This window comes from Paraburkholderia piptadeniae, from assembly GCF_900007165.1.
In the GTDB taxonomy this organism is placed as follows: domain Bacteria; phylum Pseudomonadota; class Gammaproteobacteria; order Burkholderiales; family Burkholderiaceae; genus Paraburkholderia; species Paraburkholderia piptadeniae.
Window position 1 is genome coordinate 1 of record NZ_CYGY02000125.1, and the last position, 19355, is coordinate 19355.

General features: G+C 55.9%; 17 protein-coding genes. 13 read left to right on the plus strand and 4 right to left on the minus strand.

Annotated features, from left to right (window positions below):
- Positions 1–809 precede the first annotated feature (809 nt).
- The 3 genes from BN2476_RS41995 to BN2476_RS42005 all read left to right on the plus strand — a co-directional run bounded on the left by BN2476_RS41995 (position 810) and on the right by BN2476_RS42005 (position 2193).
- The gene (locus tag BN2476_RS41995) at positions 810–1061 is read left to right on the plus strand and encodes a hypothetical protein (protein WP_143811200.1); all 252 of its coding nucleotides are present in this window, start codon (positions 810–812) and stop codon (positions 1059–1061) included.
- A gap of 36 nt (positions 1062–1097) precedes the next feature.
- Positions 1098–1319 (plus strand): hypothetical protein, encoded by a 222-nt coding sequence (locus BN2476_RS42000; RefSeq protein WP_143811201.1) that lies wholly within the window; start codon positions 1098–1100, stop codon positions 1317–1319.
- Positions 1320–1716: 397 nt separating this feature from the next.
- Complete coding sequence (locus tag BN2476_RS42005; RefSeq protein WP_143811202.1) at positions 1717–2193, plus strand: hypothetical protein; 477 nt, start codon at positions 1717–1719, stop codon at positions 2191–2193.
- 592 nt (positions 2194–2785) lie between these two features.
- Here the strand turns inward: BN2476_RS42005 and BN2476_RS42010 are convergent.
- The 4 genes from BN2476_RS42010 to BN2476_RS42025 all read right to left on the minus strand — a co-directional run bounded on the left by BN2476_RS42010 (position 2786) and on the right by BN2476_RS42025 (position 4842).
- Complete coding sequence (locus BN2476_RS42010; protein ID WP_218274606.1) at positions 2786–3115, minus strand: helix-turn-helix domain-containing protein; 330 nt, start codon at positions 3113–3115, stop codon at positions 2786–2788.
- 211 nt (positions 3116–3326) lie between these two features.
- On the minus strand, positions 3327–4202 hold the full coding sequence (locus BN2476_RS42015; RefSeq protein WP_227747303.1) for an HAD domain-containing protein: 876 nt from the start codon (positions 4200–4202) through the stop codon (positions 3327–3329).
- Positions 4203–4259: 57 nt separating this feature from the next.
- Positions 4260–4589 (minus strand): hypothetical protein, encoded by a 330-nt coding sequence (locus tag BN2476_RS42020; protein WP_087740041.1) that lies wholly within the window; start codon positions 4587–4589, stop codon positions 4260–4262.
- Between the two features lie 4 nt (positions 4590–4593).
- Positions 4594–4842: a BPSL0761 family protein gene (locus tag BN2476_RS42025; RefSeq protein ID WP_087740042.1), complete on the minus strand. Its 249-nt coding sequence runs from the start codon at positions 4840–4842 to the stop codon at positions 4594–4596.
- A 412-nt stretch (positions 4843–5254) separates the two neighbouring features.
- On the opposite strand from BN2476_RS42025, the gene BN2476_RS42030 reads away from it, so the two are divergent.
- From BN2476_RS42030 to BN2476_RS42075, 10 genes are all read left to right on the plus strand, one after another.
- Positions 5255–6958: a site-specific integrase gene (locus BN2476_RS42030; RefSeq protein WP_087740043.1), complete on the plus strand. Its 1704-nt coding sequence runs from the start codon at positions 5255–5257 to the stop codon at positions 6956–6958.
- Between the two features lie 883 nt (positions 6959–7841).
- Positions 7842–9236 carry a TniQ family protein gene (locus tag BN2476_RS49850; RefSeq protein ID WP_227747304.1) on the plus strand — a complete coding sequence of 465 codons (1395 nt, stop codon included), beginning with the start codon at positions 7842–7844 and terminating at the stop codon, positions 9234–9236.
- 17 nt (positions 9237–9253) lie between these two features.
- Positions 9254–9607, plus strand: a complete 354-nt coding sequence (locus BN2476_RS42040; RefSeq protein ID WP_143811203.1) for a hypothetical protein — start codon at positions 9254–9256, stop codon at positions 9605–9607.
- A gap of 164 nt (positions 9608–9771) precedes the next feature.
- The gene (locus BN2476_RS42045; protein ID WP_152767788.1) at positions 9772–10791 is read left to right on the plus strand and encodes a hypothetical protein; all 1020 of its coding nucleotides are present in this window, start codon (positions 9772–9774) and stop codon (positions 10789–10791) included.
- On the plus strand, positions 10772–12160 hold the full coding sequence (locus tag BN2476_RS42050) for a hypothetical protein (protein ID WP_143811204.1): 1389 nt from the start codon (positions 10772–10774) through the stop codon (positions 12158–12160). Before BN2476_RS42045 ends, BN2476_RS42050 begins: the two co-directional genes overlap by 20 nt.
- A 268-nt stretch (positions 12161–12428) precedes the next feature.
- Entirely contained in the window at positions 12429–13112 is a 684-nt protein-coding gene (locus BN2476_RS42055) for a PDDEXK family nuclease (protein ID WP_143811205.1), read from the plus strand.
- 77 nt (positions 13113–13189) lie between these two features.
- The gene (locus BN2476_RS42060; protein WP_143811206.1) at positions 13190–15451 is read left to right on the plus strand and encodes a TnsB C-terminal domain-containing protein; all 2262 of its coding nucleotides are present in this window, start codon (positions 13190–13192) and stop codon (positions 15449–15451) included.
- Between the two features lie 25 nt (positions 15452–15476).
- Positions 15477–15860, plus strand: coding sequence for a glutathione binding-like protein (locus BN2476_RS42065; protein ID WP_268958029.1), 384 nt, complete (start codon positions 15477–15479; stop codon positions 15858–15860).
- Positions 15861–15963: 103 nt separating this feature from the next.
- Positions 15964–17298, plus strand: coding sequence for an MFS transporter (locus BN2476_RS42070; protein WP_087740051.1), 1335 nt, complete (start codon positions 15964–15966; stop codon positions 17296–17298).
- 401 nt (positions 17299–17699) lie between these two features.
- Entirely contained in the window at positions 17700–19184 is a 1485-nt protein-coding gene (locus tag BN2476_RS42075; protein ID WP_087740052.1) for an ISNCY family transposase, read from the plus strand.
- Positions 19185–19355 lie beyond the last annotated feature (171 nt).

Genomic DNA, 19355 nt, shown 5'->3' on the forward strand with positions numbered 1-19355 from the left:
CAAGCGGAGCCACCTCTGAGGCAGCATGGCGGCGCGAAATCGGTGAGATTTCTAATTCGCTCGAATGTGGCGTGATATGCGCAACTAAGGCGATGAGATTTTGCCGGGGACGGATCATTGGCACGCGAAGCAGGAGACACATGTGCGGTTGCCGGGCGGACGCTGGGCGCGTCCGGGGGATGTCCCCTGCGCTACGTCGTCATGGAGTGGGCTCAATGTGACGCTTCATCAGCGCGTCGCGGTATGCATCGAAGGACAGAGTACCGCCAGCAAAGGCCTGCGGGGTGCCGCGCGAGACCTGGGGCGGGGCCCGCACCGGTTACCGGCAGCAAGAGAAGCCACGCCGTCCGGGTTTCAAAACGCGTGAAACTTTTTGATACCGCCGCATGAACAGGCCCTTCGCTCTGGGCCGCCGGGGAGGCGGTGGATGATCGATGGGTTTTGGACTGGTCCACTTGCTTGACCGTCGAATTTACCTATGGATTGGGCCGAATACTCGGACTCCTGTTGCACGGCCCGCCACTGAAACGATGGAATGATCAAAGCTTGCATATTTTTATACAAGTTATTTTTTAACTAGAAAAACTTCCTTTGTTGGCTGCCAGTTATTTTGGACTTGGAGAACTTTCCATTTATATAGTGGGAGATTTTTTAGTGCCTCATCCTGGGCCGGCCACTCTATACCCTTGGTGCTCGGTTTTGAAATCGAAGCCATAAAACTGCCGCGAATTGATTCGCGGTAGGAAAGCCGAACATGCGGATGAGCACCCGCCTGGTTGCACCGCATCGAATCATGCAAGGAGTAGATGATGAGCGTTCTGTTTTATGCAGGAAGAGGGCTGACGAAGCTTGACGAGGTTACGTTGCACGCATGCGCGGGTGGTGCCGACCTCCCTGATGAGGATTTGGATTTCGACGAGGAGGACTTCATTCAGGTGGTGGGAAATCCGAGAGCCCCGCAACTCGCCGACGGCGTGGAGGTCAACGCCACCTACCGCTGCGCGGAAACTATGTTTTTCGGCTTTCCCCACTGGACCGTCTGCCGCGACTGGGTTGGTTGATTGCGTGACTTGGTGGGGTGCACCAGAGAGGAAGCCATGGCGGAAGGGAGCACCGTTTCTTTCAGGGACTTCTTCGTGTGGACGCAGAATGGCACGGTTGGCCCCAAGGCTTCAGAGCGACTGGCGGCGCACTTCGCCGAGTGGGACGAGCGGGCGAAGACGTTTGCGGACGAGGAGTTCTATGACATCTTCGTCGCGATGCGAGAGATGTTCGAATGGTGTTCTGAGGACGGACTGGTTTTTCTCCGTAGCGCGTGATTGCTACGTCGGGTTGCCCGCGGCTTTGCATGGATAAGCGTGAATATTCGACTGGGCTGCAGGGGGTGTTGCGCTCGGTTTTGACACGTCGCGCCTCGCGTCGAAGATGCGAGGCGCCAACGTAGCGCGGCAACAATTTGCGCCGGCGCGGCGGAGGCGTGAATCAACATTCGTCGGTCGCGCCGTACCGTTGCGTTCCAGTGTATGCGGTCTCTTGACGAATGGAGCAGCGGAGCCGTCGTTGCGGAACAATATCCGAAAGCACTTTGTTCATTCGCGGACACAGCTTGCGGTGAATCCGCTTGGCGTCAGTTAGAGGTCAAGCTTTGTCGCAACCAACAGTGCGCGGCTGGGCAGTCCGCTATCGTTTTCAACTATTTATTTTGAGGAGCAGGCCGTGAGCGTCTTGTTTGCTGCGGGTAAGGGGCTGAAAAGGCTGGATGGGCCAGTTGCCTATGATCTCTATGTAGGAGACGGCGAAGATTTCATTACCGTCCCTGCGTGGACCGATTTGCCATATCTGACTGAGGGGCTTGAAGTCGGCGCTACGTACAAGTGCTCAGAGCACTGCTGGTTCTCCTTTGGACGCAGGTTCTTCTTCTATGAACAGCTCGCGCGGCTCGCGGATTTCGCCAATTACGAGAAGAGGCCGCCTGGTGCCGATCAGACGGGGTCGTTTCGGGAGCTCTTCCGAGGAGGCGATTTTTTTGGGCCGGTCGTCTCGGCAAAGCTTGCCGCCGACTTCGCTTACTGGGAACCGCTTGCGCGAGCGAGGGGCATGCTTGATGAGTCGTTCTACGAGCACTACGATCAATGGAGGGAAATGTTCAAGTTCGCGGCAAATGACGGGGCGTTGTGGCTTCGGTCCTCCTGAGGGAAAGCGCCTCACGTGTTGCACACCAATGGAAGTTGGAAGTCCGACAGGGGGCGGCGAGGTAACCGTCCCCGCTGAGGAAACTGGTCGTAGTGGTCGGTTGGGCCAGACTTTCGCGGTTGCTGATACGGGGTCTCCGACGAGCACAGCAGCAGCGACGCGAATTCGAGCAGAGGGCGGCTCCGACATGGAGTGTCCCGTCGAAAAGTCGAGGAAGATGGCACCGGACCGATGCCCGGACGCGCTCAGGGTTTGCAATTGCGACTGCCCTGGGTGCGTCGGTCGGAGTTTTGGTCGCGAGTGGCAACACTGGGTGACAAGCTGGAGCGGCGCGGCGGCATGTGTCCCAATGCAATAGCCGAATTTCTCCCACAGCCCGAAGCCGACCGGCCGCCCTCAGGTGCTGCTAGATGGAGAGATCAATACACGTGGGAGCAGGCCAGGCGCTACGATGAATCGAGCCGCGTGAGCGCGCTCTCGAATACGCCATCGCATTCGAACTCCGTCTGAATCCTTCGCATGTACCAGCGTGTTCGAACAAGCCGCAGGGTTGCCGACAACCTGGCGAGCGAGATGTGCTTGCCACGCACGCTTATTCAGATTTCCTCGACCGCGGCTTACTTGCCCGCTGACGAGGCGCAGCTGTGCGCGTCAGCATGGTGGGGTTGATGGTCGGAACCGGGGCGATCGTGTCCAGCCATGTCTCGCGGCCCAGGGCACGAAGCACAAGAATAAGCGTGCGCAGCGACGATCCATTGCCATTTTCGAGGTTCCTCAGCGAGCGCACGCTGATGCCGGCACGTGCCGCCACAGTAGCCTGGTCCAGGTTCTTGTGCACTCGATGCGTCTTCAAATTGTTCCCGACTTCGGCTTCCAACTCAGCGGGTGTCCGCGCCCGCCAGGGACTGTTCGGAGTTTTCATTTGACCAATCCGTGATGACCTGGGACGTGCATGTGACAACCAGCAATTTTTTGCCTGATACACGGGATAACACGCCCAAGAGGAACAATTTTGCCTCTTACCTCCGTGATGAAGAGAACAGGAGCTTTGCCGGATAGGCAGTACCACTTCATCGCTTGCGTTACTCGGAGACACCGTAGGGTTGCTGCCCCTCCAGCGTAGCGTGCTCGTTTCAATCGATTCGTGGCGCGTGAACGCTCACCAGCCATTCCTGAATCCGGTCCAACGCGCGTTGATCGCTGATGCCACGCGAGGGGTCAAGGCACACGAAGTGATTCTGCAGCTCACCAGGTACCCGCTCAAATTTCTCAATACCGTGTGCGCGATCGTCGAGGGCGAGCCATCTGGTCAGCCGCCTGTTACTCGCGAACGTGCAAATGATGTACGTGCGGTCCGTGCCGTCTTTGATATAGCCCAGGCGGGCAGTACTGCTGCGAGTCGTCGCAACAACGCGACGAGCCAGCTCGGATGGAAGGAAGGAAATTACCTTCTCAGGTGGCAAGTTTCGTGTCCACGACGTGGTTAGCACGATTTCTACCGACGGATACGGTTCAAGGATCTTGACAAGGAGAGGCGCGAATTCGAGCAGCGGGGCGCCGGAGTCAAGCGTGATGAGCCCATGCTCGTCGATGTACGATGCGCCGACATGAAGCGTCCCGTCAAAGTCTACGAATAATGTCGGAGTCGTATTCTCCGGGCTCGCAGGAGCCGAAACGGCCTGCTTGCGAGGTCGAGGCGGCTCGGCAGTGCCTTGTGGCCAGTCGATATCTTCGCCTATGGCACTCAATGCATCAATTGCGTCGGCCTTCTTCAGGACGAGCATGACCATGCCCAGTTCGTTCAGTATCTTGATGAGCTTGCCGGTATCGATGGGCTGCCCGTCTTCGAGGTGGCTCAAGTCGGACACTGAAAGGTGCATATAGTCGGCGGCGTCCAGGAGATTGAGCTCGCAACTGACGCGTTGCCTTTTGACTATTTCCCCGAGCGCCCGAAGGTTTCTCGCAAAACTAGGGGGACTGGAATTGGCCCGGCTCGATGTAGAGGTCATGGTTTCGGGATTTCCGGAGTGGGATAGGCCGCGCACACAGCCAAGCCGGTTGATCTGTTACCAGCCGAGGAGTTCGTTCAAGCGCCGAATGAGCCATTCGAGTTCGTCGGGCGACACCCAGCCCTTGCGCGCGACTGACACACGGACCCGCTCAAGCGTCTGCGTCGGTGATTGCGCTGGGTGTGCCAGTGCTTCGTTGCGCGCGACGCGAACAAGCTGGTTCGCAAGGTCTTCGCACAAAAGCCAACGTTCCTCGCGTTCGTCGTCAGACTGGCCGTTAACATAGACGCCGTTTGACAGCCGGGCGCAAACCTTCGGCTGGGCGCCAGAGACGACGGGCGGCGCTGTCTCCCTGGGAAACGCTGCTGGCACGTCCGCGTCTGTCATAGCGTCACCCTATTTCTATCGGTGAAAGGATTTGTGCGACCTGCTGCCATGATGCATGGTCCGGATCCTCCCAGAGGTCCGGTCGCGCCACGGCGGAAACCGCGAGGTCTGCGTCGAGCGGGTAGTGCCGAAGTAGCCGTTCCGCGATTCTCTGGACATCGCCCGCAGGAGCTGCATTGCCGGATGAGGCGAGCGTCCGCAAGAACTCGCCGGTTCCGATGACAGCATTGGTGCGCTCAAGTGCAGTCGTCATCTTGTGCTCCTCAGCGCGACGAACGTTCCCCGTGCTGTGACTAAATCGTAGTCCACGGGCACTCGGTTGACCACGTCGACGCGCTCGATGTGTTGCGAGTAGGCCGAAAGCACTATTACGCGCTATACGAATGTTCGAGGGGCGATCTTGTCGAGTGAGACATGTGTGCTGACAAGGTGGCGTCTGACAGCGAACGCTGGGCGTTGGCTAAACGGCATCGTCATTGAGTAGGTGGATTTGTCTTGCGTGGTGGCCGTCAATTACTCCGCTTACCTCGACCCCGAGTCGTAACCAAAACCCAAATGACCGCGATCTGCCTTCCGGTTGCTTGAAGAAAACCGGCGGGATTTGCCCGCTATTGGGATAACCCTTGTTATCGCAATAGTCGCCTTTTCGGCCTAAACTAGGCTGTATGAAAACGCGCCTCTTGACATCGGCTCTCCAAGGGGCCGCGCCGGCCGGATTCCCCGATGCGGACGAAATCGCCGTCCTGAGGGCCTGGTACACCGGCATGTCGACGCGAGGGGCCGTCGAACGGTATCTGCCGGGGCGCCTCGGGCAAAGCCGTTCGGCCCGCGGCGTGCTGGGGCAGATCCGGCGAGCTCTGGTTTCGGTCGCGCGGCGAGCGAAGCGGGACGATTTTGTGGAACTGCTTGAGCACCCGGTCACCGAGCGTATGCGGCGCGCGAAGGCGGTCTCGCATGCAATCGAGATACTGAGATACGGTAAGCCGCCAGAACCCGAAATTTCGGATCCGGTTGAGCGCTGGTTCTCCGAGCGGGCTGCACGTGCGTTGCGGGCGCAGGGTATTGCAACGCTAGCCGATCTGACCGTGCGCATCCCGCGACGTCGAATGTGGTGGAAAACGATCCCCGGACTGGGCGCTACCAGTGCGAAGCGGATCGAGGCAGTCTTTGCGGCGCATCCGGCGCTGACCGCGCGTGCCCGCGTGCTCATCGAGACGACCCGCACCGGCATCGTGGCGCCGTGGGAAAGCCTTCGCCTTCCGCACGAAGTCGATGGCTCCAACGGTTCTTTTCGCGCGCCCCGTGCGACCTGCGTACTGTCCGCCGATAACGACTACGCAGCGGTGCAGGCCTGGCTGTCGCTGCACGAATCGGTGGCGACTCAGCGCACGTACCGGAAGGAGGCTGAACGCCTGATCCTGTGGGCGATTGTCGAACGGGGAAAGGCGCTGTCGTCGCTGACGACGGAAGATGCGGTGGCATATCGGGCGTTTTTGCGACGACCGACGCCCGCAACCCGGTGGGTAGGACCGCAGAGACCCCGCAGCTCGTCCGAGTGGCGGCCGTTTGTCGGTGGCCTGTCGGGTCGCTCGGTCGCTCACGCGCTTTCAATCATCGGCGCGTTGTTTCGCTGGCTGGTCGAACAGCGGTACGTGCTGGCCAATCCTTTTGCCGGCGTTAAGGTACGGGAGGGCGCCAGGACGGGCGACCTTGACGATTCACGGGCCTTCACTGACGGCGAATGGGCGCTGCTCCGCGTCATCGCTGATGGACTCGAATGGTCGTATGGTTGGAGCGAGTCGGCAGCACAACGTTTGCGGTTCGTGCTTGATGTCGGCTTTGCGACCGGATTACGTGCGGGCGAACTGGTGGGGGCGAGACTGCGCGACATCGAGCTCACCCCGCAGGGGGAACGCTGGCTGCACGTGAGAGGCAAAGGCAGCAAGCTTGGCAAGGTTGCACTACCGCCATTGGCGTGGAACGCGCTTTCGCACTACCTGCTCGCCAGGGGGCTGCCCGTCTCGCCCGCGCGCTGGCGACCGGATACACCGCTAATTGGAAACCTGGACGAAGAAGCCGCTGGAGCGATTAGCAGTGCGCGGCTGTGGGCGGTGCTGCATCGTTTCTTTTTGCAGGCTTCAGGGCTCGTGGCAGTTGATCATCTACCCCTTGCGAACAAGCTCCGCCGCGCGAGCACTCATTGGATGCGTCACACCCACGCGACTTTTGCGCTCTCGCACGGCGCCGAACTTACCGCGGTACGCGACAACCTGCGCCATGCGTCGATCTCGACGACTTCGACCTATCTGCACAGCGACGAGGTACGGCGCGCGAGGCAGATGGCTAGCGCATTCGGCATCACAAAATAGACTTCCGCGGTCAATTGTCACCAAGAAAGTTACGGGAAGTAGTGAGGCAAGCGCGCTGCTTTCGTGGCGTCGGCGTGCGGTCGTCCGAGCCATCCGCAGGTCCGTGGGACTGCAGTCGCACAACGCAAATCATCGCTTGTGCCGGCGGCGAATGCGCGCATAAGAATGAAGTAGTCAAATAACAGCTGACTTTGTTGCGGCGCCAAAATTGTAACGGGAAAGGCAGCCGCCATTCGCAAACATCCGGCATATCGAGGCCCCGTCACGACTTGGCCTTAACCACTCCGTTCACCGCAGGATGACGCGCTTGATCGACTGCACACGAGCGGTCGATGGGTGGACCGTCTGCGGGAGATGATTCGATCCTCACGGTCGACAATCAAGATTCGCGAAAGTGAAATTTCTTGGGCAATCAAGTTGCATGAAAGTGGAGCGCAACTCGTATAGTGTCAAGTATGAGTTTCGTCAAATAACAATAAAAATATTTACCAGGAAACATGGACATTGACAAGCAAAAAATAGATCTTTTAAAGATGGTGAAGCGGTGATCGATACGCACACGAAAATAGACACTGCTACATCGCTTCGGTTCATCCAGCCAAGTTTTTAGTACGCTGTGGTCGGAATACCGGATCGTCTCGAAAAAACCTGGTTGACGCTAATGGCGAACGATCTGGATAACTATCAATTCCTTTCGAAGCCACAAGCATGAGAGGCGGTACGAAGCGTGTGCAGCGTGTCCAGAGAGGCGCCTTGAAAACGTGCGCCGCGCTTGCCTAAAATTCTTGCGTGCTTTCGCTTTGCGGACATGGATGGCCGTCCGTCCAAAAGCTTACGGAACTGATTTCTCGACATACTGATCGGGTTACGTATGATCCTCCCTATGGCGCCCCCGAGAGAGACCCCGCCAAGCTTCTTGATGCGGACTGCGATCATAAATGGCTTTACATCAGTCGAGGGGTTCGTGAAATCCTTGGGGCTACGGCCAATTCGATCGTTTTTTTCTGTCACTAATTTGAATAACCTGGCAGCGGCGACCGAAGGAGTGTTGGGTGACGCAGCCGAGATTCGGGAGACGCGGACCCCATTGCCGGCGCTTATGCGTCTGACGATGTCACGAGAGGAGCGCGATGCGGTGTGTGCTTTGGTATCGGGTGAAGCTGGCCGCTGCCGCGCGCTCGATTACCACAGGTCGAGAGGCGCTTATCTACAAACAAATGTAGAGGGATATTACTGCCCAAAGTGTGCACGTTACGATTTTTCGGTGCTTGGCTTTTCTTATCGGCACGTGGAGCACACCTTCCGAGACACATACGCATGCTCAGAACATCGGTGCTCACTGACGACCGGCTGCGGGACCTGTCCTCAGTCTCAGTCTTTCCGTCGGGGACTTCGGTTCCCGTCCGTCGAATGTTCGTGCGGCAAGGCTGCGGTGCCACTTCTTGCTCACGACTCGCCAGAACTACAAGTGCATGTCCGCGTCGCATCCATCTTGACGAAATGCCTTGAACGGGACATGCCGTATTTCGCGGATGTTTGCGATATTGGCTCTGTTTTCCAGAGGCAGGTCGAGCGCTTGGGGATGACGAGATATGGCCGTCTGAGCCGAAGCTTGTTTCGACAAAAAATATACGAGAGATATGGGAGTAGTGTTCTCCACAAGTTTGGACTGTTGACGGCGTCGGGTGAAATTTCTTTGGTCGACTATCTGCGTCCGAACAGCAGGGTTCTGTCCGCGTACAACGTCGCAATACTTATCGACTTCCTGTTTGGGTCTTTGGAAGCATTCTCGCGTGCAGTGAGCACACATCGGTGCCCCGAAAATCGCGCAACAAACCCCCGTACGGGGACGACGAGGCGGACTGGATTGGGGCCACCCAACACGGACCGTTACGTTAAACAGATCGACGCCTACAGAGCCGCGAATCCCGATGCAACGAGGTCCGAAATCCTCCAGCGCTTGAGTTACGCGGCGCGTAGCCTTCAAAGCACGGATCCGCAGGCGTACGAGGAAGCTATGCCCGGCAGCAGACGTAAGGTCGGTGCGAGAGCACGTCATCCTGCGAGGATGGCTGAACTGGACAAAGCCTTGCGCGCTCATGTTTTGGAGCGAGCCGGAATCCTGGATGAGGATGGAGGCTGCGGTCGGTGCTCACTAAGCGCGAGGTCGCTGCTATTAGGTCACCCCGCAGAGCGTTCCTTCTATGCTAACCGTGAAGAGCTCCCATCTACGGCTCAGCTTATTGATGAATTGCTTGACGGAGATGCGCACCGTTAATGATCAGGAGGTGGAACATGATTCTTGCGCCTTTGATGCCGGAGGAAAGCGTTCTTGGATGGATCCATCGAATGGCGCTCTTGAACGGTTATACCGGGACCACAAGGACTTGGAATGCTCTGACGGGAAGAAGCACGACACTCAAGGCGTTTAATCCGACCGGCCTCGACAGCGTGTCGGATGCGTTATCGATTAAGGACAAGGAATATCTGATAAGACATCACACGGGTATCCCGTCAATAAAGCCGTTTGTAATGGCGAAGGCCTACGAAGAGCTAATCTCTGGCATCCGTGGTGACGGGGGTGCCGCTGTGGCGCTTCTTGGTTCGGGAAAAGTCGCCAGGCAATCCGCTACTGCAAGGAATGCGTGATGTCGGACCAGCAACAGTACGGATTTGCCTATCTGCATCGAACGCACTGTCTAGCGGGGAGCTACGTGTGTCCTGATCACCGCTGTTACTTGACATCGGGATGCGGCGAGTGCGAGTGGTCTGTAGGTACGACGCTAAAGGTCATTATTCCATCGGAGACATGTATGTGTGGTCGGCCAGCCGTCCCATGCATCCCGCCGGTTTCACAAAGGGACTTCGACTTCCTGGCACGCATGGCGGAAGTCGAGTCAGACCTTCTGACCATTCTGGCCGACTCGGAAATTAACCGGGGCCAGGTTGCTGCGGCGTATCAAGCCCGATTTCGAGATATCGGCATCTCAACGATCCCACAATTCATCCATTTTTTGGAGGGGCATGTCAGTCGACAAACAAGAGAACTTCTTAATTTTCCGCAAACGGCCAATTCTAGATTGAAGGGCATTATTTCGAGTGCTGTGCCGCCTTCGCCGTCCCTAACATATAACGCTACCTTGTTCGCTTTATTGTTCGATCGTGTGCAAGACGCTATCGACATCGGGAAGCTGGGTACGTGGACAGCATCACAGCCGACGATACAAGCATACCGAAGCGACTTTGAAAAATGTGTCGCCAATAACTCAACGGGTGATCTTGACGATCTTATTGACTCAGCGAGCTTGCAATATGAATACTTGAGGGAATTTGATTCTGAATGGCTTGAAAACAAGATAGACGGTATGAGCCGAGAGAGATCCATCGGCGAATGGAGATTGCATCCGTCACCGCGGTTCGACGCGAAACTCGCTGAATACATGGAAGATCGTGTCCGATTATTGCGTGATGATTCACGTAGGCCGAGAAAAATAACGTTTTCTCTTATGGTTTCCGGATTTGGTGGAATGTATATACCTAAGAAATCTCTCGAAAATATGCCGATGTCGAGATGGGTATATGAAAAATTTTCGGAAGAATCATTGATTTTCAATGTGAGACTTTTGCGGCATATCTGGCACAACCAGGAGTTGTATCCGCGGTCATCACAAGAATACAGATATCTAAGAAGAATTCTGTCGGAATCCGGGGTTGAATCACTCGATGACCTGACAAGACGAGAGGTGTTGAGTGCGGTCCGGTGGCATCTGGAGAGAGCGGCACAGTACCGTCGCCTTAGAAAGGAGCGGAGCAATGGAAAGCGCAATCGGTGAGCGGTCGCAGCGAAAAAGGGTCGAGCGAGCGGTTCAATCTCCCTGGGTGGCATCCGGATCATTGCCCGGAAGGCTAAGGCCAGCAACTTATCGTACGGATGAGATGAATCCTCGTTATGCAGGAAATCCTACGATTCTGTGTTTTCCTGGGTATCCGGACGATGCAACCGCATTGGAATTTCTGGCGAATGAACCAAAAGCAAGACAAGCGGACTTCATGACGCTCCCCAAGGAAGTCAGAATTGAATTCTGCGATCAAATCAAGGAGGTTTTTGTGCCGGCGTTTGAACACATTGACGGATTTCAAACCATGATGAGGGTGCTTCGCGGGAAGTATGGCGAAACCAATCCTCTTACTGGCGAATTCATGAATCACCTTCATCGAATTTGCCTGACGGGTTCTCCTATAACCCTTCGTTCGAGCGGTGGTTATGAAGGGTCAACGGGCGGAATCGTGATGTTTGGTCCTACGGGCAGCGGGAAGTCTTGCTTGATTAATCGGGTCTGCTCGTATGTGGGCGACGGAGGCGTCCTTCATACGGCGCTTGGTGGGAAGCCCTGCCGCTGGCCAGAAATTATGATCGTGAGAATATCGGCTGCGGGAAGGGCAACAGTTAAGCAATTGGCGCTCGGGATTGCCTCGGAGGTCGACGACATCTGTGGCAATAACGGTGTCTTCGAACGTCGCCTTGGTAGCTCCACGCAATATGTAACCCGAACCGCCGTCATGCTCACGTCGAATCTGGTCGGGTTGCTCATTATCGAGGACGTACAACTTTGGGGGCGGGTCGACAAGCGACTGCGGCTAAGCATGTTGGATTTCCTGGTAGGCGTTCAGGAAGAATCCCGCGTCCCAATCATGTGTGTGGGAACCATGCTGCTCCTGGATGTGCTGGAGGCGCATATGTCGCAATCTGAAAAGCTGATGACGCTTGGTCAGATACCGCTACTTCCGATATTGAACGACGAGGATATGAACAATATATGTAATGCGTTCTGGCGATGGCGTGTCACAGCCGGAGATCCAGAGCCACCGGAATGGCTCGCGTATGAGGTGAAGGCCTATACGGCGGGTTTGCGGCGCTACATCAGGAAATACTTTAGCGCGCTGCTAGCATGTATGGCGCAAGACGGGGTTGTCGTGCCGACGCGAAAATACGTGCGGGAAATTGCAGAAAAATACATGCAGCCAGTCTTGGAGGCCGTGCGAATTATAAACCGAGCATATTGCGGAAAACGTGTCGACCGAAATGCGCTTCAGAAGTATGAGGAATATATCGGATCGGATGACTATAGACGCCGCGTTGCCGAACGCACTGCTGCATTGTCGGAAAGAATCGAAGTCCGAAGCCGGAAAATGAGCAAATAACGCCTTATGGCATGAGCTGCTTGCGTCTACCCAGCAGTTTCCTTTTCGGACGATCACACGGTTCCATGCCATGCATCGATTTGGACTGCGCTTTCCCTGTACGCATTTGCCGGCCGATCCCTTGGGAATGCCATCCGGTCCGGACTACATAGGAAAATTAAGAAGCAATCGCGATTCGCCAGCGACAACAAACTATATAAAACGAAGTCGAAAAACCGGCGCGTTGTGCCATTGTATGGGTAGGGGTGAACTCGACATGATGTATGTTATGGAAACTTCACCGTTTGTGCTGAGCTATCGTTATCAATATCCTTGGCCTCTCGCGAAAGCCCGGCGATTATTGGACGATTATGTTTCAGGATTAACTGACCAGAAGCCGATTCTTCGCAGCCGTGACGTAATAAGCATGGATGTCGTCGTAACGGCAGAAAGTGCCGCAGGGGAGTTGCACTATTTGATTGGGTCGCACAAGCTCGCAAGTGATTTGACGGATGCAAAAGTCAAGAGGCGAATCACGTTGGAGCGTGACGAAGCGTCTGATGCTGGCTTCCTCTATTTTCTGTTCTCGCGAACCGAGGCGCTCGACGTGGCCGGTAAATCGGCAAAGCAAATCTTTCTATGGGGTCGAAAAACTGATTTCAATTCATCGTCGATTGAAGCGCGCGTTCTCGGAAACTGGATTTACAAGAACTACGGAGGTGAGTCGGTTGCACGTATTCTACAAAGAGCTGCGCAATCTTTGAAAAAGGATGTTGAGGTGATTTACGGATTGTTTTCGGCAGCGGTCAATCTCGGATATCTATTTCTGGATATATCTTTCCCAATCCGTGCGTGGACAGATATTCAACTGATTGATCCTTCAGAAGCCCGCCCGCCTTGGGAGGATAGTAAGATCATAGGGCACGGATTATCGAAGAGAAAATCAACAATCCAGTGGGCGAAGAAATTCTGATTCTCTCTCAAGCTCGCTCTTGCTCCGAGTAAGCCGAACCAAAGCTGCATGCCGGGAAGTCGCATGTGGGAGGTTACATGGATCCAGATGTATGGGAAGGGCAGCTGTTGGTTGGTAGCATACCAGGCATCAGGGGAAGCCACTATTATCGGGTAACGCATTTCCGTAGCAAGGATAATTCGGTCTTTATCCGGCAGGTATGGCGAGAGTGTCCAGAAACGACTTCGACTTCGAAGCGATACGAACTGGCGGCGGTTCAATCATGGATGGCTGCGGGGCGGCTTATCGAGATCGAGGAATCTATCCGGCCCAAGGAGATGGGCGAGCAAAAAAAAGATCCCGCAGAGGAACTCAAGGCACGTCAAGTGGCCGAGTATCGGATTCGACTGCTGGGTAAGCTGATAGAGCCGAAAGGCCGCATGGAATTTTATGCAAGCCGGTCGAGGAGAGGAACGATAGTTCGGGAGCAGGCAAAAAAGTCAAAAGTCTCGGTTGCCAGATTGTACATGCTTATAACAATATACGAGAACTTCGGGTGTAACACATTGGCTCTTAGGCCTTATCCCTCAGCGAAAACCCGGTCACGCGGCCCGATAACAAAGAAGAGGGGCATGCCAAATGTATTCGAGAAACGAGGCGAGTCGACTGAAGAAGTAGGCCATGCGGTGACGCGTTGGGCGCTTCGTCATATTCAGTGGGCAATCTGGCATCTCGTAATCCGGATGGGGCTCACATACGAGACAGCACGTATCGTGATGCATCGGCTGTTCTGGCATCAGGATAACGGTTCCGCTGAGCTGGGTACGCGCGTGAGATATCCGGTACGCGAAAGCAGAGCAGTGAGTTCAGGTGAATTTGGCTATTATGCCAGGGTATATAAACGAAGAGTAAAGGTTCTAAAGCGCCTCGTCGGTTACCGAGAGTGGCGTGATCACTATGCTGCGGGCCGAGGTACGGCTGCTGATCTTGTACTCGGTCCTGGCGATATGATCGTGATGGACTGTACGACGGCGAAGTTTGAAATTGTCGATGCAGTGTTTGGTATTCCGATCGGGCGTCCGACGATAGCGATAGTGGTTGATCAGGCAACAGGTACCGTATTGGGTATCGCGCTGTCGCTTCTTGGCGAAAGCGCCAGTTTGTATCGAAAGGTATTGTTCAGAGCCTGTACATCTCAATCAAAGCTAATGCAGAGGCTTGGACTTCCGCCCGACTACTTCGAGTATCGAGCTCTAGCCAATGATGTTTTTGTCGACCGGGGGAAAGGAAACTCTGCAGCAATTCGGGAACCTCTTACCGTAGAGGATGGGCCGGAAATGGGCATATTGATCGCACCGATAGCGTGTGGGCGTGCGAAGGGCGTTGGCGAAGGCCTATTCAACATTGTCGCTCGGAGAATCAGTAAATTAGCTGGTGGATTTACGCGTGAAAGGTCTGAGCGGGCTCGCGACGAACGACGAGGCGCAAGGAAAGTTGCGAAGGTTACTCGGATTCAGTTGTTGAAATATCTCTATGAAGCTGCCAAGGCGCATAACGAGGGATTGGATTTTCGGGATCTTTCGATTCAAATGCGAAAAGAAGGTGTAACTCCTACTCGAGGTGAAATTTATAATAATGCAATTAAAGGGCGGCACGGTGGTGAGAGAACATACTACGGAGAAGTAGATTTTTACACCGGTCTTCTGCCGAGAAATCCGCCGAAACCAATGCAGAAAGCGGGCGTTAAATATATGGGGGCTGTGTTTACTTCGTCCGAATACCAACGTACCTACGAAAATGAGATTGCTAAGGCGTTGGGTAGACGAAGATCTTTGCCTAAGATTGTGACTATGCCCGACCCCGACGATCCTACGATTTTATTCTGGAAGCGAGGGCCCGGCGACATCATAACGCTTCGCTGTAGCGAAAAAGACTGTGAGAGGTGGAATGGGTTACACGTGGAAGATGTCAATGTTGACTTGAAAGAAGCGGACATAAAAGCGCGTATTCGATACGAAAAAAAGCGGACCTTCGTGGGGGTACTTCCAGACTACATTGTCGACTCCTTGGTTCGCGCGCGGACTACGCTCCACGCAGGTGCTTCGGAAGTGAACGCGGTCGCGAGGGATGATGAAATTGATCGTGAGCGTGCCGACTCCTTGGCCGAGAGCCGCACGTATCAGGACCTGGTCGGTGCATCGTCCGACGACAAAGCGCCGCCGCGTGACAGAAGTGTCTCTTCTCCAACGCTCGAGCCAACTGAGGAGGATGCAGTTGATGCGTCGGTGCGCTCTGTGCGAGAAGCTAGAATGGAAGCGCTAAAAGAGGGCCTGAAAAAGATCCTCAAACGCGAACAGTGAACATGAAACAAAAATAACGGGGTTAATAGCGCGGAAATGCGGTTGCGTCCGTGGAACTGGTCGCGACTGTACTTATTCGGGGGCGGCGGACGAAGCGGATGCTGCACTGCAGAAAAGCGAGATCGCGCTGTTGGCGTTAATGGTCTTATTTCGAGATGCACACAAGCAGCCATGGCTGGCGGGCGAGGCACCCGGGCACGCGGACTACATCGTGATGGCCGCATTCCAATGGGGGCGACTCGCCACTGACTTCAAGGTGCTCGAAGACGACGATCCCATAGCCAAATGGTTTCAACGGGGACTGGATCTTCACAACGGGTTTGGCCGCAAGGTGCACCCGGACAACGGCGGGCCCGGGTTCGCTGATATTGGCCACTGGAAGGAATACGCCGCATCGGTCACGGGATGACACGGGAGCATTCCGTCACGAACACCGATGAACATCTGATTGACAAAAAAAGGCTTCGCCGGCCCGAGCCGCCGGCGAAGCTCAAAAGCATTAGGAGACACACATGTTGAACGCAAGTGATCGCGGAGTTCTGGACACTACAGTCAGCACTTCGTTGGAGGCGACCGTATATCGAAAAGCCACCTGGCGCCTAGTCCCGTTTCTAGCCATCTGCTTCATTTGCGCGTACCTGGATCGCGTGAACATCAGCTTTGCTAAGCTGCAAATGCAAAGCGATCTTGGCCTCTCCGACGCGGCATACGGCCTCGGCGCCGGGATTTTCTTCATCGGCTACTTCCTCTTCGAGATCCCGAGCAATGTCATTCTTGAGCGGGTTGGTGCCAGGAAATGGATTGCCCGAATCATGATCTCCTGGGGCATTGCTTCGGCACTGATGATGTTCGTGCGAGGAGAGACCTGGTTCTACGTGCTGCGCTTTGTCATTGGCGCGACTGAAGCCGGTTTTATGCCGGGCGTCATGCTCTACTTTACGTACTGGTTCCCCCCGAAAAAGCGCGCGCAGATCAACGCACTGTTTCTGGCGTCCGTCCCATTGTCAGGCGTAATCGGCGGTCCGGTCGCCGGCTTCGTCATGACTTATTTCGATGGATTCGGAAAACTTCCCGGCTGGCAATGGCTGTTCCTGCTCGAGGGTGCATTAACGGCCGCCCTCGGAGTGGCGGTCTTGTTCTTTTTGACGGATCGCCCGAGTGATGCGAAGTGGCTGACGGCCGACGAACGCAGACTGATCAATGACAACCTGTCGCTCGAAGCCAGCGCGAGTCGCGAACATCATTTCGGCAAGGCTCTCCGGCAGCCGGAAACGCTCTTTCTCGCATCGGTCTACCTGTTCGCCCTTATCGGGCTGTGGGGGTTGACGTTCTGGTTACCCGAACTCATCAAGCAGACCGGAGTGGTCAATAAAATGTCGATCGGTTTCCTAACAATGATCCCTTATGCTGCTGGATGCGTTGCCATGATCTTGGTGGGGAGGAGTTCGGATCGTACCGGAGAACGCCGCAAGCATCTCGGGACGGCGCTGGTTGCCGCCTGCATCGGGTATGCTCTGTCGGGGTGGTTTGGCCATGTGACCAGTCTTTCCTTGCTGGCCCTGACCTTGGCAGCGGTCGGAACTATCAGTTGTCTCCCCGTATTCTGGACGTTACCCCCCAAAGTGTTGGCAGGTCCGGCCGCAGCTGGCGGGATCGCACTCATCAACTCCGTCGGCAATCTCAGCGGAGCAATCAGTCCGTACCTCGTGGGCAAAGTAAAGGAACTGACCGGAAGTATGGAGACTGCTCTCTATATGATTGCAGGAAGCGTCCTGCTCGCGGCACTGCTGGTACTGGTCGCTCTCCCGCGCAAACTCGCGACGCGTGACGATTCGACGAGGTCTTAAAGAAACAGGCTGGCGCTCCGGCCCAGTAGAGGTTTTGTACGATGGAAGTACGGACGGCGTCACCCGTGTTGATATTCGGGAGTTCGGCGAGGAGGCAACGTCGACTTCGCGTCGCGAAGTGCTCGATGCCGTCCAGCTATGCGCGGAGTTGCGACGGCCCGCGTTGCTTGAAGAACTGGCTCGTGTCGGATAGCGGGTTTCCGAGCGAGGGAACATCGCGGGTGAGGTTGGCCCGCCGCGCTTCGCATTTCCCTCACGAGCTTTATTTGACATAAAGCGAATTAACGTTTTATTTAGTGTAGAAGCTTTTTAGTAATGTCCGCTTTTAGCCGCATAGAAATGTCCGCTTTTGATGCCGTCGTATGCTAGCCACCCGCCGTTTTCGGGCGCTCTAGATATCGATGGCTGTGACAGAACGGATAACAATGACGATGCGGGAACTGGACAGATTCAAGGTCATTCAGGACGTGACGGAGGGGCGGCTCAAGCCATGGCGTGCCGCCGAACGTCTGGGTCTGACGACGAGGCAAGTACGGCGGTTGGTGGCCCGATACCGCGAGTCTGGCGCTCCTGGACTGATCTCTCGCAAGCGCGGTATGCCCGGGAATCGGAGACTGGACGGCGAACTGGCCCAACGTGCTCTGGCCATTGTCCGTGAGCGATACGCCGATTTCGGCCCGACCCTGGCGTGCGAGAAGCTGCGCGAATGTCACGGCATCCGGCTCGCGAAGGAAACCGTACGCAACCTGATGACGGAGGCCGGGCTGTGGCTACCGCGCCGGCAGCGCCCGCCGAAGGTCTACCAGCCGCGGGCCCGGCGCGCGTGTCTGGGCGAGCTGGTGCAGATCGACGGCAGCGATCACCGGTGGTTCGAGGAACGGGCGCCGGCCTGCACGCTGCTGGTGTATGTCGACGATGCGACGAGCCGGTTGATGGCGTTGCATTTCACGACGACCGAATCAACTTTTAGTTATTTCGAAGCGACGCGCGCATACATCGAGCGCCATGGCAAACCCGGCGCGCTCTATAGCGACAAGTACAGCGTGTTTCGCAAAACGGGCGCGAACAAGGATGGCAATAGCGTGACCCACTTTGGGCGTGCAATGTACGAACTGAACATCGACACCTTCTGTGCGAACAGCAGCCCGGCCAAGGGACGCGTGGAGCGCGCGCATCTGACGCTGCAGGACCGTCTCGTGAAGGAATTGCGGTTGCGTGGCATTAGCACGGTCTGCGAAGCGAATGCGTACGCCCCTGTCTTCATGGCGACCTATAACGCCCGTTTCGCAAAGCCGCCGAAGAGCAATTTCGACGCGCACCGGCCGCTGCGCGCTGATGAGAGCCTTGAGCTGGTGATGACGTGGCGCGAGTCACGCAAGGTGACCAGGTCGCTGACCGTGCAGTACGACCGGGTGATGTATCTGCTGGAGGACACGCCGGAGCACCGCAAGCTGATCGATCGATATATCGAGGTCTGGGAGTACCCCGATGGGCGTATCGAACTCCGGGCGGAAGGCCGTGTTCTGACGTGCAGGCAGTACGACCGGCTGGCCGAGATCGATCAGGGCGCGATCGTTGAACACAAGCGACTGGGCCACGTGCTTCAGGTCTCACAGGCGATTCAGGCACAACGCGATAACAGCCGCATCGGTAAGGCGCCTTCCCGGACCCATCTGGGCGCCCCAACCAAAGTCCAAAGTCGTTCGCCAGGCAAGAAGAAACAACGCGAGTTCAATCAGGCCGACGTTGAGCATGCAATCGTGGACCTTGCCCAGCAAAGACCGGCACAACCGCAACCCCGCAAACCTGGCCGGAGGTCTGCAAGGGACAGGGGAACGGACGTAAGCGCCCTGCCCATTCAAACGCCATCCTTCGACACTGCGTGATCTTTAACCCATGAAAAGCAAACGCTGAACCCTTTAAACCCGGACATCTCTATCTAGCCGGGAAGCGGACATCTGAATCTGGCCTCGACATTAGTTGTAGCGGCCAGATGGTAATGTCCGCTTCTAGCCGCATAGAAATGTCCGCTTTTGATGCCGTCGTATGCTATCTAC

Bases quoted from the DNA above. Each gene is read 5' to 3' on its own strand.
- BN2476_RS42000 (WP_143811201.1), top strand. From the start codon at position 1,098: ATGGCGGAAGGGAGCACCGTTTCTTTCAGGGACTTCTTCGTGTGGACG.
- BN2476_RS42045 (WP_152767788.1), top strand. From the start codon at position 9,772: ATGTGTGGTCGGCCAGCCGTCCCATGCATCCCGCCGGTTTCACAAAGG.
- BN2476_RS42015 (WP_227747303.1), bottom strand. From the start codon at position 4,202: ATGACCTCTACATCGAGCCGGGCCAATTCCAGTCCCCCTAGTTTTGCG.
- BN2476_RS42075 (WP_087740052.1), top strand. From the start codon at position 17,700: ATGGCTGTGACAGAACGGATAACAATGACGATGCGGGAACTGGACAGA.
- BN2476_RS42040 (WP_143811203.1), top strand. From the start codon at position 9,254: ATGATTCTTGCGCCTTTGATGCCGGAGGAAAGCGTTCTTGGATGGATC.
- BN2476_RS42010 (WP_218274606.1), bottom strand. From the start codon at position 3,115: ATGAAAACTCCGAACAGTCCCTGGCGGGCGCGGACACCCGCTGAGTTG.
- BN2476_RS42050 (WP_143811204.1), top strand. From the start codon at position 10,772: ATGGAAAGCGCAATCGGTGAGCGGTCGCAGCGAAAAAGGGTCGAGCGA.
- BN2476_RS42020 (WP_087740041.1), bottom strand. From the start codon at position 4,589: ATGACAGACGCGGACGTGCCAGCAGCGTTTCCCAGGGAGACAGCGCCG.
- BN2476_RS41995 (WP_143811200.1), top strand. From the start codon at position 810: ATGAGCGTTCTGTTTTATGCAGGAAGAGGGCTGACGAAGCTTGACGAG.
- BN2476_RS42060 (WP_143811206.1), top strand. From the start codon at position 13,190: ATGGATCCAGATGTATGGGAAGGGCAGCTGTTGGTTGGTAGCATACCA.
- BN2476_RS42030 (WP_087740043.1), top strand. From the start codon at position 5,255: ATGAAAACGCGCCTCTTGACATCGGCTCTCCAAGGGGCCGCGCCGGCC.
- BN2476_RS49850 (WP_227747304.1), top strand. From the start codon at position 7,842: ATGGCGCCCCCGAGAGAGACCCCGCCAAGCTTCTTGATGCGGACTGCG.
- BN2476_RS42025 (WP_087740042.1), bottom strand. From the start codon at position 4,842: ATGACGACTGCACTTGAGCGCACCAATGCTGTCATCGGAACCGGCGAG.
- BN2476_RS42055 (WP_143811205.1), top strand. From the start codon at position 12,429: ATGGAAACTTCACCGTTTGTGCTGAGCTATCGTTATCAATATCCTTGG.
- BN2476_RS42070 (WP_087740051.1), top strand. From the start codon at position 15,964: ATGTTGAACGCAAGTGATCGCGGAGTTCTGGACACTACAGTCAGCACT.